This is a genomic window from Microbacterium sp. 16-032, assembly GCF_041079455.1.
In the GTDB taxonomy this organism is placed as follows: Bacteria; Actinomycetota; Actinomycetes; order Actinomycetales; family Microbacteriaceae; genus Microbacterium; species Microbacterium testaceum_A.
In genome coordinates this window covers 83,648-96,956 of sequence record NZ_JBFYGQ010000007.1, presented here as the reverse complement: position 1 = coordinate 96,956, position 13,309 = coordinate 83,648, and the positions used below count along the sequence as shown (strand labels likewise).

Below are 13,309 nucleotides of genomic sequence, written 5' to 3'. Positions count from 1 at the left end.
CGAACATCCACGATAGGCGACAGCGGAGCCCGCCACGCCCGACCCGGAGGCGGATACGTCGCACCACCGGCCATAAACGCGATTCGTACCGAGAAACGCGTGCAGACGGCGTTTATCCGACGAAATCGCGTTTACGGATGTCCCCTGGGAGGCCGGACGCCGGTGGGTCGCGCGGGGACGTGAGCCGCGCACGCTCACGCGAGGAGCACTCGTTCACGCGACGGGATCGCGTTCCTGCGCGACCGGCCACGCGGATGCCGCTACCTCGCGCGCCCGCTCTCTCGCGGTGTCGGAGGCCGGGGGTACCGTGGAAGCCGGAGGTTTCGATGACACTCGATCCGCATTCGCCCCGCACCCCGTCCGCGTCCGACAACCCCGGCCCCCACCCCTGGCGGCGCTACGTCGCCCTCGGCGACTCGTTCACCGAGGGAATCGGCGACCCACTGCCCGACGGCGGTCACCGCGGGTGGGCCGACCGGGTCGCCGAGGTCCTCGGCGCGCAGGTCGACGATTTCGCCTACGCCAACCTCGCGGTGCGCGGAAAGCTCATCGCGCAGATCGTCGCCGACCAGATCGAGCCGGCGCTCGCGCTCAAACCCGACCTCATCACCATCTCCGCGGGCGGAAATGACGTCATCCGCCCGGGCAGCGATCCCGATGCCGTGTCGCGGCAATTCGAAGACGCCGTCGCGCGTCTGCGCGCCAGCGGGGCCACCATCGTCGTCTTCACGGCGATCGACACCGAGTTCACGCCGGTGTTCCGCGGCATCCGGGGCAAGGTCGCGATCTACAACGAGAACATCCGCTCGATCGCCGACCGCTACGACTGCGTGGTCGCCGACCAGTGGGGCCTCAAAGAGGTGCAGGACATGCGCTTCTTCGACGACGATCGCCTGCACTACAACTCCCTCGGTCATCACGAGGTCGCCCGCATGGTGTTGCGGGCCCTCAACGTGCCCAACGACCTCGAGCCGATGAAGGCCGAGACCAGGGCGATCACGACGTGGCGCGCCGCCCGCGAGAAGGACTTCGTGTGGGCGCGCGAGTACCTCGTGCCCTGGGTGCTGCGGCGTCTGCGACACCAGTCGTCCGGCGACCACATCCAGCCCAAGCGTCCCGAGCCGCTTCCGATGGTGACCCTCGCCCCGGGTCGGGATGCCGCGGGCTCCCGCGAGACGCAGGCGTGACGCCCGTGCACGCCCTTCCCGACGCGGTCGTCGCCCTGCTGCGCGTGGCCGACGCCGACACCCTCCTGCGAGACGCCGATGCGCTCGCCGAGACCCTCGCCGACACCGGGTGGGCGCCCGAGGTCGAAAGCGGTCGCTTCAGCGCCGCGGGGTGGGATGTCGTGTCGTCGGCGTGGCCGCCGAACCTGTCGGTGTTCCGCGACGGGGAGCTTTCCGACGTGCGCCGCGACGCGCTCGCGATCGCCGAGACGCTCAACGCCGAGCCGCAACGATGGGCCTTCGACACCGAGGGGCCGGACTGGTCGGGCTGGAACGCCGACGACCCGCGGTGGGACGACGAGCAGATCGACTGGCTCGAGTGGCGCGGCCGGGGTGTCGTCGTGCAACTGTTCACGGCGCCGGAGGCGCAGATCGGCCCCGACGCGCTCCCTCCGCATCTGCACCTCGCGATCGAACGGGACGATTCCCCGCCCGAGGGCCTGCCGCGCGACGACGCCCGCGACCGCCGCGTCGCCGCGGACGGAAGCGTCGTCGAGAGGTGGTACTTGGTCGGCGAGGACGATCTCCCCGACGATCTGCTCGCGGCGCTTGGCGCCGACCCCGACCAGCGCGTGAGCGCCGCTGCCGCGTCGGAGCTCCGCATGCGTGCGGGCGGGTTCGATGACCCGACCGGCTGAGCCGGTTCGAAGTCCCCCGCCTCAGGCCCGGCGTCCCCGTCCGAGTTCCCACAGCGCCACCGCGCTCGCCGCGGCGACGTTGAGCGAGTCCACTCCCCCGGCCATCGGGATCGTCACGACGGTGTCCGCCGCGGCGAGCGCGCCCCGGCTGAGTCCGTCGCCCTCGGATCCCATCAGCAGGGCGATGCGCTCGTGCCCCGCGGCAGAGAAAGCGTCGAGGGTCACCGCGTCGTCCGACAACGCCAGTGCGGCGAGGTGGAATCCGGCGTCGTGCAGCAGGGGGGCGGCATCCGACCACTCCGGCAGTCGCGTCCACGGCACCTGGAACACGGTGCCCATGCTGACGCGGACGCTGCGTCGGTACAGCGGGTCGGCGCAGCGCGGGGTGACGAGCACCGCGTCGGCGCCGAGGGCCGCCGCCGAACGGAACGCCGCTCCGATGTTGGTGTGATCGACCACGTCTTCGAGAACGACGACGAGCCGGGCGTCGCGCACGACTTCTTCGACGGATGCCAGCGCGGGGCGATGCATGGACGCCAGGAGCCCCCGGTGCACGGTGTATCCGGTCACCCGTTCGGCGACCTCGGCCGGGACGACGTAGACCTCGGCGTCCTCACCGACGAGCGCGAGCGCATCGGCGAGGAACTTCTCCTGCACGAGGACGGAGCGCGGCCGGTGCCCCGCGCGAAGGGCGCGATCGAGGACCTTCGAGGACTCGGCGATGTAGAGCCCGCCAGCCGGCTCCGACACCCGCCGCAGCGACACGTCGGTGAGATCGCGATAGTCGGCGAGGCGCGGGTCGGCGGCGGAGTCGAGGGGGATGACGGGCATCCCCCCATGGTGCCAGCAGCCCGCGCGCCAGACCTCACGCCACGTGCAGCGCCCGACCCCCGGCGATCACCAGGGCCCGCTCGGGCTGACGCACGAGCGCATCCATGGGGTTCTCGGCATCCACGAGGACGATGTCTGCGCGCGCTCCCTCGACGAGGTCGTGCACCTCTCGACCGACCGCCCACGCACCCGCGCGGGTGGCGAGCTCGACGACGCGGAGCAGCTCCTCGTCGCGCACGAGCCCTCCCGCGCGGGCGTACTGCCAGGCGATGCCAAGCGTGTCGCCGGTGCCGAAGGGGCTCCAGAGATCCCGGATGCCGTCGGTGCCGAGCCCCAGCCGGACTCCGGCCGCGTCGAGCTCGGCGAGGGGAAGCTGCGCCAGCCGCAGCGGGGCGACGGTGGTCATCGATACGCCGGCCGCGCCCATCGCGGCGAGGAGGTCGCGCCGGCGGGCGGGGTCGAGCTGGGCGACGGCGAACCCGTGGGCGATGTTCACCCGTCCGCCGAGTCCCAGGCGCTGCGTGCGCTCGATGAGCAGCTCGATCTGGAACGCGCCGAGCTCGGCCGCGTCGTGCAGGTGGATGTCGAGGTCGACCCCGGTGTCGGCGGCGAGCGCGGTCAGGGCGTCGATCTGTCCCACCGGGTCGCGGTCGATCGACGCGGGGTCGAGACCACCGATCCCCGTGACGCTGTCGCGGCCTGCGGCCTCGCGCAGCAGCTCGAGGACACCCGGGCGTCGAAGCACCCCGTCCTGCGGGAAGGCCACGATCTGCACGTCGAGGGCGCCCCCGTAGGCGGCCGCGGCTTCTTCGACCGCCTCGATCCCGCGCAGGCCCACCCCGTTGTCGACGTCGACGTGGGTGCGGATCGCGGTCGTTCCCTGACGGACGAGCTCGCGGAGCACGAACGCGCAGCGCTCGAGCGAGGGGATGCCGAGCGCCTCGCGCTGCTCCCGTTCGTGTCGGATGCGCCCCTCGGTCGACCCCTCGCCGCCGTACGACTGCCACGGCAGTCCCCACCACGACTTGTCCACGTGCGCGTGGGCGTTCACGAGCCCCGGCAGGGCGAGCAGCCCGCGTCCGTCGAATTCCCGGATGCCGATGGGGTCGGCGGCGGCGGGGGTGATCGCGGTGATCCGTCCCCCGTCGATGGCGATGTCGACGAGATCACCGCCCCACGGACGCACGCGGCGGAGGGAGGTGACGTCGAGCATGGCGGGCCGGGGGAAGGAGCTCATTCCCCCAGTCTCCCTTTCGCGCGCTCCTCCCCGCGACACGGACCCGTCGACGGGACGGGAGGAGGGGCTGCCGGCGCGAGCCGGTGTCGGCGCCCCGCCATAGACTCGACGGGACGGAGGTGTGCATGACCGACACGACGCAGGACGCCGAGTTCTCGGCATCCATCGATCGCGCCGTCGAGGTCCTCGCCGGGCGCAAGATCGCCGTCCTCACGGGCGCGGGCGTGTCGACCGATTCGGGGATACCCGACTATCGGGGCAAGGGGGCGCCGACGCGCACGCCCATGACGGCTCAGCAGTTCCTCTCGAGTGCCGACGCGCGCCGCCGCTACTGGGTGGGCAGCCACCTGGGGTGGAAGGTGTTCGCCGCCGCGCAGCCGAACGACGGTCATCGCGCCCTCGCCGATCTCGAGTCCGCCGGAGTCGCCAACGGCGTGATCACGCAGAACGTCGACGGTCTGCACGTACGGGCCGGCAGCGGACGCGTCGTCGAGTTGCACGGCACGATGCGCCGCGTCGGCTGTCTGCAGTGCGGGCAGGTGTTCGACCGCCGCGACCTGGCCGAACGCGTCGAGGCCGACAACCCCTGGATCTCGCTCCCCGAGAATGTCGAGCTCGGCCCCGACGGCGATGTCACCCCGGCGAGCGCCCACGGTTTCGTCGTGCCGGTGTGCTCGGTGTGCGAGGGCACGCTCAAGCCCGATGTCGTGTTCTTCGGCGAGTACATCCCGGTCGAGAAGTTCCGCGAGGCGGAGCAGCTCGTGCACACCAGCGATGCGCTGGTCGTCGCCGGCTCGTCCCTGGTGGTCAACTCGGGCATCCGGCTCGTCGAGCGGGCGCGACGCAAGCGCCTCCCCGTGGTCATCGTCAATCGCGGCGAGACGCGCGCCGACCAGCGCGCGGCGGTCAAGATCGACGGGGGCACGACGCACGTGCTGCGGGCGTTCGCCGATCGGCTGCCGGGGCTGCTTTGAGCCTTGACGTACCCCTGCCCTCCGAGGTCACCGGTCCCGGCGCAAGACCCCCGGACTCTCGACGTCGCGCGGTCACGATCGTTGGGCTGCTTGCAGCTCTGATCGTCATCGTGATGGTGGGACGGGCTTTCGGTGGCAACCCGAAGGTGATCGAGGACGAACAGGCGGCGGTCTTTGCCGACGGGGCCCTGCTCGCGGCGATCACGGCCGTCGCCCAGACAACCCCCGATCCTCGCTCCGCCGTGAGCGCAGCCCTTCAGAACGGGGAGATCGCGGCGCGGACCAGGGGGCTGCCGGACGTGTGGCGCGTGCTCTCGAGCGACGGTGACGCCCTCGTCGTCGTGTACGCGTACGCGAATCCGGAAGCCCTCGAAGGGCCGTTCACGCGGCGCGGGTGGGCGCGGGCTTGCCGGTCGTTCGACATTCGCACGGCGGGTGTCGTCGCCCGTGCTGTCGATTGCCCGGCCGGGACTCCCGAGCGGGTCGGCGACTGACTCGGCACCCCCGCACTCCCCGCCGGTTAGGCTCGACGCGTGACGATTCTGACTCTGGTGCGGCATGGCGAGACGGCGTGGAACTACGAGGGACGCATCCAGGGGTCGACCGACATCCCCCTGAACGACACCGGTCGTCTGCAGGCGCGCGGCATCGCCGAGACCCTCGCCGCGGAGTACGCCGGCCGTGAGGTCGTCGTCGTCTCGAGCGACCTGGGTCGCGCCGCCGAGACGGCCGACATCATCGCTGCGGCCCTCGGCACGTCGGTGACCCTGCGCCTCCCCGGCCTGCGGGAGCGCTCGTACGGCGAGGCCGAGGGCATGGACGCGCCCACCTTCTCCGACACCTACGGCCCCTGGCACGCGGCCGATGTGCCCGGCGCCGAGACCTGGCCGGTCGTGCGCGAGCGTGCGCTGGCCGCGCTCGCCGAGGCCGTGGCATCCGCGCCCGACGGCGTCGACGTGATCGCCGTCGCACACGGAGCGCTCATCCGCGAGGTCATCATGTTCGCCACCGACGGCGAGTTCCCCCGCGAGGGCGAACGCCTGCCGAACTGCTCGGCGACGACCTTCCGCCTCGACGGCGACCGCTGGGAGATGCTGGCCTACGCCGGCGTCGCGAGCTAAGCGTTTTCCGCCCGCGCGACGAGCGAGCGGGCGTGGCGCAGGATCGGCTCGTCGATCATTCGCCCCTCGTGGCGGAACACTCCCCGCTCCCCCTCGGCCGCGGCGAGCACTCCGCGCGCCCACTCGACCTGCTCGGGGGGCGGGGCGTACGCCGCGCGGATCGTCGCGACCTGCCCGGGGTGAATGCACGCGGTGGCCGTGAATCCGGATGTCACGGCATCCCGCGCCTCGTCCGAGAGGCCGTCGAGGTCGGCGATGTCGACGTGCACGGCGTCGATTGCCTGCTTGCCGAAGGCTCCGGCGGCGAGCAGCACCCGAGCCCGCGCGAGGCGTGCGACGTCGCGATACCCGCCGTCGTCGCTGCGGCTCGAAGTTCCGCCGAGGCTCGCGACGAGGTCTTCGGCACCCCACATGAGCGCGATCACCTGCGGCAGGGCGGCGAGCTGCTCGGCGGCGACCACCCCACGAGCCGTCTCGCACAGGGCGATCACCTCGTACCCCTCGAGCCGCGCGAGCGCGGCAGGATCCTCGGCCTTGGCGACCATTACGCGCCGCACGCGGGTCTCGGCGAGGGCGTCGAGGTCGAGCGCGAAGTCGGGCGTCTCGGGTCCGTTGACCCGCACGATGACGCGTTCGGGGTCGGGGTCGGCGGCGATCAACTCCGCGCGGGCGTGAGCCTTGGCATCCGGGGCGACGGCGTCTTCGAGGTCGAGGATCGCGGCATCCGCCCGCTCGAGAGCCTTCGACAGCCGTTCCGGCCGGTCGCCGGGTACGAACAGGAGTGCGGGACCGAGCGAGAACGATGCGCTCACGCCGCCCACCCCCGCAGCACCGCGGAGATACCCGCGGGGCCCTCGTCGAACGCGCCGCACGGGTCGGGAAGGGCCCCGCTCACGCCGCCGCCTCCTGCGCCCACACCAGTACCGTGCGGGTCGCGGTGGCGACCACCTCGTCGTTCTGCGAGCGTCCGGTGTGCTCCATGACGACGATCCCCTGACCGGGCCTCGACGCCGAGGGGCGCACCGAGACGATCTCGGTCTCGGCGATCAGGGTGTCACCGACGAACAGCGGAGCCGGGAAGCTCACGTCGGTCAGCCCGAGCTGCGCGACGAGCGTGCCCTGGGTGAGCTGCCCCACCGAGAGCCCCACGAGGGTCGACAGCGTCCACATCGAGTTCACCAGCGGACGACCGAACGGCTGGGTCGCCGCGTACGCCGCATCGAGGTGCAGGGCCTGCGGATTCATCGTCAGGGTCGTGAACACGACGTTGTCGGCATCCGTCACCGTCCGCCCGGGACGGTGCGCGTACTTCTCACCGACGACGAACTCCTCCAGATACAGGCCGCGCTGCTCGATCATGCCGCAACGGTACCCGTGAGCCCCAGCGCACGCGAGATCACCATGAGCTGCACCTCGGTCGTGCCCTCGCCGATCTCGAGGATCTTCGAGTCGCGGTAATGCCGCGCGACCGGGTACTCGTTGATGAAGCCGTTGCCGCCGAACACCTGGGTCGCGTCGCGCGCGTTCGCCATGGCGGCGTCGCTCGCGGTCATCTTCGCGACGGCGGCGTCGACCGTGAAGGGCTTGCCGGCGTCGCACAGGCGCGCGGCGTGCACCCACGCGAGGCGGGCGGTGTGCACGCGGGCGTGCATGCGCGCGAGCAGGAACTGCATGTTCTGGCGCGTCGACAGGCGCTCGCCGAAGACGGTGCGGCTGCGGGCGTAGTCGACGGCGGCTTCGAGGCAGCCCTCGGCGGCGCCGGTGGCGAGGGCGGCGATCGCGACGCGGCCCTCGTCGAGGGTGCGGAGGAAGTTCTTGAACCCGTGCCCGCGCTGGCCGAGCAGGTTCGCCTCGGGAACTCGCACGCCGTCGAAGGTGAGCGGATGCGTATCGGAGGCGTTCCAACCGACCTTGTCGTACGCGGGACCCACGGTGAAGCCGGGCGTGCCGTTGGGCACGATGATCGTCGAGATCTCGGGGCGGCCCGCGTCGGTGCGGCGGGTAACCGCGGTGACGGTCACGAATCGGGTGATGTCGGTGCCGGAGTTGGTGATGAACTGCTTCGTCCCGTCGATGACCCATTCGCCGCCCTCGAGCGTCGCGGTCGTGCGGGTGGCGCCGGCGTCGCTGCCGGCCTCGGCTTCGGTGAGTCCGAATCCGGCGAGCGCGCGACCGGCGACGAGGTCGGGAAGGTACTCCGCCTTCTGCGCGTCGGTGCCGTAACGGTAGATCGGCATGGCGCCGAGGCCGACGCCTGCTTCCAGCGTGATGGCCATCGACTGGTCGACGCGCGCCACCCCCTCGATCGCGACGCACAGGCTCGCGTAGTCGCCGCCCTGGCCACCGACCTCTTCGGGGAACGGCAGACCAAAGAGTCCGAGGTCGCCCATCTGCTCGACGAGGTCGAGGGGCAGCTGGTGCGCGCGGTCGGCTTCGTACGAGCGCGGCGCGATCACCTCGTCGGCGAACTCGCGCACCATCGCGCTCAGTTCGCGCTCGTCGTCGGTGAATACCTGCTGGCTGTCGATGCTCACGAGAGGGTCTCCTTGTGGGATGAAGCGGGGTGGGATGCCGGGATGCCGGCGGAATCGTGGGACTGGGGGATCTCAGGGCTCACCGTCGCGACCACCGCGTCTCGCGCGACCTGCGAGCCCGCGGAGGTGCGCAGCCGCACCGTCCCGACGTGCGGGGTCACGACCGTGTGCTCCATCTTCATCGCCTCGATCGTGAGGAGCCGGGCGCCGGCCTCGACGCTGTCTCCGTCGACGACGTGCACGGCGACGACGGTTCCGGGGAGAGGGGCGACCAGGTCGGGATCGACGGCCCCGGGCGCGCGGCCCGCGGCGGTCCGGCGGCGCTGGGCGGCATCTCGCCGCGACACGACTCGCAACCGGTGCGCTCCCCCGTCGGCGTGCACCCAGTACTCCACCGGTCCGCCCGTCACGCGCGCCTCGCCCGCGGGCGATGTCGCCGACGCCATCGCGGCGGACACCGAGGTCCCCCGATCACCTCGGATACCCACCGCGTCACCCGACGGCGGCGCCACCGCGTGCACCTGCCCGGCGTCGTCTTCGAGCGACACCGGGCGAGCGGCCGCCGCTCCCCCGGCCCGCCACGCCCCGACGCGTCCCCAGACGGAGCCGTCGGCCGGGGTCCCGGCATCCGCGGCTCTCTGCGCCACGGCGGCGAGCGCGGCCTGCGACGGTTCCGGAGCCTCCGGAGTCCCCCGCCGATCGAGCAACCCCGTGTCGAGGTCGCCCGCGCGCACGGCCGGGTCGGCCAGCAGGGCGCGAAGATCGGCGATGTTCGTGTCGACGCCGAGCACGACCGTGTCGGCGAGGGCCGCGTCGAGTCGGGCGAGGGCCGTCTCGCGGTCGGGGCCGTGTGCGATGACCTTGGCGATCATCGGGTCGTACAGCGAGCTGATGACGCTGCCGGTCTCGACGGCGCTGTCGACGCGGGCGGATCCCGGATGCCACAGGCTCACGGTCCCGGTCGCCGGGAGGTATCCGCGGGCGGGCGTCTCGGCGTACACGCGCGCCTCGATCGCGTGACCGTCGAGGCGGATCTCGCCGAGCTCGAGCGCGAAGCCCGCCGCGACCCGCAGCTGCTGCTCGACGAGGTCGATGCCGGTGACCATCTCGGTCACGGGGTGCTCGACCTGCAGGCGCGTGTTCATCTCGATGAAGAACGGCTCGTCGAGCCGGTCGCCCGCGACGAGGAACTCCACGGTCCCGGCGCCGAGGTAGCCGACGCTGCGGGCGGCGGCGACGGCGGCCTCGCCCAGGCGGGCGCGGGTCTCCGGGTCCACGACCGGAGAGGGAGCCTCTTCGATCACCTTCTGATGCCGTCGCTGCAGCGTGCACTCGCGCTCGCCGAGCGAGAGGGTCGTGCCGTGCGTGTCGGCGAGCACCTGCACCTCGATGTGGCGCGGGCGCTCGAGCAGCCGCTCGAGCAGCAGGGTGTCGTCGCCGAAGGCCGCGGCGGCGACCCGGCGGGCCGTCGCGAGCGCGTCGGAGAGGTCGGCGGGACCGGTGGCCACGGTCATGCCCTTGCCGCCCCCACCGGCGGAGGGCTTGACGAGCAGGGGGTATCCGGCGCGGTCGGCCTCGGCGGCGATCTCGTCGTCGCTCAACCCCGTCGCGGAGAATCCCGGCACGGTCGGCACGTCATGGGCGGCGACGTGCTCCTTCGCGCGGATCTTGTCGCCCATCACCTCGAGCGCCTCGATGCCGGGGCCGACGAACACGATTCCCGCCACGGCGCACGCGCGGGCGAAGCCGGCGTTCTCGCTGAGGAAGCCGTAGCCCGGGTGAACGGCGTCCGCCCCCGACGACACGGCGGCGGCGACCACCGCGTCGACGTCGAGGTACGAGGGCACGCGCACGGCGTGATCGGCTTCGCGGGCGTGGGGCGCGTCGGCATCCGCGTCGGTGAAGACGGCGACCGAGCGGATGCCGAGACGCCGCAACGTCCGAAACACCCGGCGCGCGATCTCACCGCGGTTGGCGACGAGAACGCAGGAGAAGGGGGGAATGCTCATGTTCACATCCGGAAGAGGCCGAAGCCCCGGTCGGCCAGCGGCACCCGGCTGACGACGTCGAGCGCAAGCCCGAGCATCGTGCGCGTGTCGGCGGGGTCGATCACGCCGTCGTCCCAGAGCCGGGCGGTGGCGTAGTACGGACTGCCCTGCTCTTCGTAGCGGTCGCGGATGGGTTTCTGGAAGGCCTGGTCGTCGGCATCCGTCCACTCCTCCCCGCGCGCGGCGCGCTGGTCGCGCGTGACGGTCGAGAGCACGGATGCCGCTTGCGCACCCCCCATGACCGAGATGCGGCTCGACGGCCAGGTCCAGAGGAACCGCGGGTCGTACGCGCGGCCGCACATGGCGTAGTTGCCGGCGCCGTACGACCCGCCGATGAGGACCGTGAGTTTGGGGACGCGGGTGGTCGCGACGGCGGTGACCATCTTGGCGCCGTCTTTCGCGATGCCTCCGGCCTCGGCATCCCGCCCCACCATGAACCCGGTGATGTTCTGCAGGAAGAGCAGGGGGATGCCGCGCTGATCGGCGAGCTCGATGAAGTGCGCGGCCTTGAGAGCCGACTCGCTGAAGAGCACGCCGTCGTTGGCGATGATCGCGACCGGGTGCCCGTGCAGGCGCGCGAAGGTCGTGATGACGCTCTCGCCGTACAGCGCCTTGAACTCGTGCAGGGTGCCCGCGTCGACGAGGGTGTCGATGATCGCGCGCGTGTCGACGGGCTGTGCGACGTCGGCGGGGACGATGTCGTAGAGCTCCTGCGGGTCGCGTGCGGGATCGGTCGGCGCCTCGACCTGCCAGACCGGCGCGGGGGTCGGCGGGAGGGTCGCGACGATGTCGCGGACGATCTCGAGCGCGTGCTCGTCGTCGTCGGCGAGGTGGTCGACCACTCCCGACCGGCGGGCGTGCAGGTCGCCGCCGCCGAGCTGCTCCGCGGTGACGTCTTCGCCGATTGCGGCCTTCACCAGGGGCGGTCCGCCGAGGAACACCGTGCCCTGGTTCCGCACGATCACGCTCTCGTCGCTCATCGCCGGGACGTACGCCCCGCCCGCGGTGCACGAGCCCATGACGGCGGCGATCTGCGGAATGCCGCGGGCCGACAGCTGCGCCTGGTTGCGGAAGATCCGGCCGAAGTGCTCGCGGTCGGGGAACACCTCGTCCTGCATGGGCAAGAACGCCCCGCCCGAGTCGACGAGGTAGATGCAGGGCAGGCGGTTGTCGAGGGCGATCTCCTGCGCGCGCAGGTGCTTCTTCACCGTCAGGGGGAAGTACGCCCCGCCCTTGACGGTGGCGTCGTTGGCGACGACCATGACGTGGCATCCGTGCACGAGGCCGATACCGGCGACGACTCCCGCGCCGGGAGCCCCGCCGTCGTAGAGGCCGTGAGCGGCGAGGGGGGCGACCTCGAGGAACGGGCTGCCCTCATCGAGAAGTCGGTCGATGCGGTCGCGGGCGAGGAGCTTGCCGCGAGCGGTGTGACGCTCTCGCGCGGCGTCGGACCCACCGCGGGCGGCCGTGGCAAGCGTCACGCGGAGCTCTTGCGCGAGGTCGCGCTGGGTGGGGGCGGCGGCGGGCGCGGCGTTCTGTGACGTCTCGGGCGCTGCCGCGGTGACCGGTGCTGTGCTCATGGCGGCTCCGTCTCGGTGCCGCATCGTCGACGGCACCGTCGTTCCGGTCGGGGTCGTTCCCGCCGGAGGGGTTTTCAGTTAATGTTGACTAACTGAGATTCCAGGCTAGCCCGAGCGGATGCCGATGACAAGAGCGAACGACGAGCCCCCCGCGGTTGCCAGCGAAGCGCGCGCTGACGCGGTTACCCCCCTCGCCCCCGCCGGCACCGCTCGCGACCGTGCGAAGGCCGACCGCCGCGCCGCACTTCTGGCCGCCGCCGCACGCCTGTTCGCCGAGCGCGGCTTCGACGGTGTGACCCTCGGCGACATCGGCGAAGCGGCCGGGGTGAGCGGGCCGGCGGTATACCGCCACGTCGCGGGCAAACAGGCGTTGCTCGGTGCGATCCTCGTCGACGTCAGCGAGCGGCTGCTCGAGGGCGGGCGCCGAGTCGCGAAATCCGCCGCCGCGAACACATCCGCGGAGCCCCCGCCCGACACGCCGCCCGCGACCACCCCCACCCCGCGTGTCGCCGAATCCCTCCGCGATCGTGCACACGAGGCATCCGCCGCCGCGAACACAACAGCGGGGATCCTGCCAGACACGCCTTCCTCGGCAGCCCCCGCCCGGCGTGTCGCCGAATCCCCCCGCGATCGTGCACACCCGGCATCCGCCCCGCATGGTGCCGATGACTCCGACGCCGTGCTCCGCGCGCTCGTCGACTTCCACGTCGCGTTCGCGCTCGCCGAGGCCGACGTGATCCGCGTGCAGGACCGCGACCTCGACCGCCTCTCCCCCGACGACCGCCGCACGGTGCGCCGCCTGCAGAACGCGTACGTCGCCGTGTGGACCGAGGCGCTCGCCACCGCGCATCCCGATGCCGAAACTCCCGCCGAGCGGCGCGTGCGAGCCCTGGCGTGCTTCGGTCTGATCAACTCGACGCCGCACAGCGTGCGCGGCGTGCCCGCGGCTCGCGTGCGCCCGACCCTGACCCGCATGGCGCTGGCCGCGCTGACGGCCTGACTCCCCGACGCGCGCCCCGGAGCCTGCACCCGCCCGCAACCGCAGCAGAACAAAGGTGCCGAGGGCGACCACTCCCTCGGCACCCCGTCGGTGCACCGCGCGACGGACTCACCGCCGCGG

The 13,309-nt window shown here is 72.2% G+C and carries 13 protein-coding genes and 1 pseudogene; 7 read left to right on the top strand and 7 right to left on the bottom strand.

The features are described 5' to 3' along the window. The first annotated feature begins 326 nt into the window (after nucleotides 1–326). Nucleotides 327–1,187, top strand: a complete 861-nt coding sequence (locus AB6V31_RS15385; protein ID WP_369366706.1) for an SGNH/GDSL hydrolase family protein — start codon at nucleotides 327–329, stop codon at nucleotides 1,185–1,187. Next, entirely contained in the window at nucleotides 1,184–1,864 is a 681-nt protein-coding gene (locus AB6V31_RS15380; RefSeq protein WP_056232005.1) for a hypothetical protein, read from the top strand. The genes AB6V31_RS15385 and AB6V31_RS15380 overlap by 4 nt, the downstream gene beginning before the upstream one ends. A gap of 21 nt (nucleotides 1,865–1,885) precedes the next feature. Here the strand turns inward: AB6V31_RS15380 and AB6V31_RS15375 are convergent, their stop codons facing one another. Together AB6V31_RS15375 and AB6V31_RS15370 are read right to left on the bottom strand one after the other, a co-directional pair. Then, complete coding sequence (locus tag AB6V31_RS15375) at nucleotides 1,886–2,695, bottom strand: RNA methyltransferase (protein ID WP_056232010.1); 810 nt, start codon at nucleotides 2,693–2,695, stop codon at nucleotides 1,886–1,888. 34 nt (nucleotides 2,696–2,729) lie between these two features. Continuing rightward, nucleotides 2,730–3,932, bottom strand: a complete 1,203-nt coding sequence (locus AB6V31_RS15370; protein WP_369366704.1) for an amidohydrolase family protein — start codon at nucleotides 3,930–3,932, stop codon at nucleotides 2,730–2,732. Nucleotides 3,933–4,057: 125 nt separating this feature from the next. Between AB6V31_RS15370 and AB6V31_RS15365 the strand changes: the two genes are divergently transcribed. The 3 genes from AB6V31_RS15365 to AB6V31_RS15355 all read left to right on the top strand — a co-directional run bounded on the left by AB6V31_RS15365 (nucleotide 4,058) and on the right by AB6V31_RS15355 (nucleotide 6,027). Beyond that, a complete protein-coding gene (locus AB6V31_RS15365) occupies nucleotides 4,058–4,906 on the top strand; it encodes a Sir2 family NAD-dependent protein deacetylase (RefSeq protein WP_369366702.1) in 849 nt (282 codons plus the stop codon). A 113-nt stretch (nucleotides 4,907–5,019) separates the two neighbouring features. Next, on the top strand, nucleotides 5,020–5,400 hold the full coding sequence (locus AB6V31_RS15360) for a hypothetical protein (protein ID WP_369366700.1): 381 nt from the start codon (nucleotides 5,020–5,022) through the stop codon (nucleotides 5,398–5,400). A 39-nt stretch (nucleotides 5,401–5,439) separates the two neighbouring features. Beyond that, on the top strand, nucleotides 5,440–6,027 hold the full coding sequence (locus AB6V31_RS15355; RefSeq protein WP_369366698.1) for a histidine phosphatase family protein: 588 nt from the start codon (nucleotides 5,440–5,442) through the stop codon (nucleotides 6,025–6,027). Here the strand turns inward: AB6V31_RS15355 and AB6V31_RS15350 are convergent. The 5 genes from AB6V31_RS15350 to AB6V31_RS15330 form a co-directional block, all read right to left on the bottom strand. Further along, nucleotides 6,024–6,839: a CoA ester lyase gene (locus AB6V31_RS15350; protein WP_369366697.1), complete on the bottom strand. Its 816-nt coding sequence runs from the start codon at nucleotides 6,837–6,839 to the stop codon at nucleotides 6,024–6,026. The genes AB6V31_RS15355 and AB6V31_RS15350 overlap by 4 nt on opposite strands. 79 nt (nucleotides 6,840–6,918) lie before the next feature. Continuing rightward, on the bottom strand, nucleotides 6,919–7,386 hold the full coding sequence (locus AB6V31_RS15345) for a MaoC family dehydratase (protein WP_056232031.1): 468 nt from the start codon (nucleotides 7,384–7,386) through the stop codon (nucleotides 6,919–6,921). After that, nucleotides 7,383–8,561: an acyl-CoA dehydrogenase family protein gene (locus AB6V31_RS15340; protein ID WP_369366695.1), complete on the bottom strand. Its 1,179-nt coding sequence runs from the start codon at nucleotides 8,559–8,561 to the stop codon at nucleotides 7,383–7,385. Before AB6V31_RS15340 ends, AB6V31_RS15345 begins: the two co-directional genes overlap by 4 nt. Next, on the bottom strand, nucleotides 8,558–10,570 hold the full coding sequence (locus tag AB6V31_RS15335) for a biotin carboxylase N-terminal domain-containing protein (RefSeq protein ID WP_369366693.1): 2,013 nt from the start codon (nucleotides 10,568–10,570) through the stop codon (nucleotides 8,558–8,560). The genes AB6V31_RS15340 and AB6V31_RS15335 overlap by 4 nt, the downstream gene beginning before the upstream one ends. A gap of 2 nt (nucleotides 10,571–10,572) precedes the next feature. Beyond that, nucleotides 10,573–12,189 carry a carboxyl transferase domain-containing protein gene (locus AB6V31_RS15330; RefSeq protein ID WP_369366691.1) on the bottom strand — a complete coding sequence of 539 codons (1,617 nt, stop codon included), beginning with the start codon at nucleotides 12,187–12,189 and terminating at the stop codon, nucleotides 10,573–10,575. Nucleotides 12,190–12,307: 118 nt separating this feature from the next. Between AB6V31_RS15330 and AB6V31_RS15325 the strand changes: the two are divergent. Together AB6V31_RS15325 and AB6V31_RS15320 are read left to right on the top strand one after the other, a co-directional pair. Beyond that, nucleotides 12,308–12,619, top strand: a pseudogene (locus AB6V31_RS15325) (helix-turn-helix domain-containing protein); the annotation flags it as partial. Continuing rightward, nucleotides 12,596–13,189 (top strand): hypothetical protein, encoded by a 594-nt coding sequence (locus tag AB6V31_RS15320; RefSeq protein ID WP_369366797.1) that lies wholly within the window; start codon nucleotides 12,596–12,598, stop codon nucleotides 13,187–13,189. The pseudogene AB6V31_RS15325 and the gene AB6V31_RS15320, both read left to right, overlap by 24 nt. The last annotated feature ends 120 nt before the right edge of the window (nucleotides 13,190–13,309 follow it).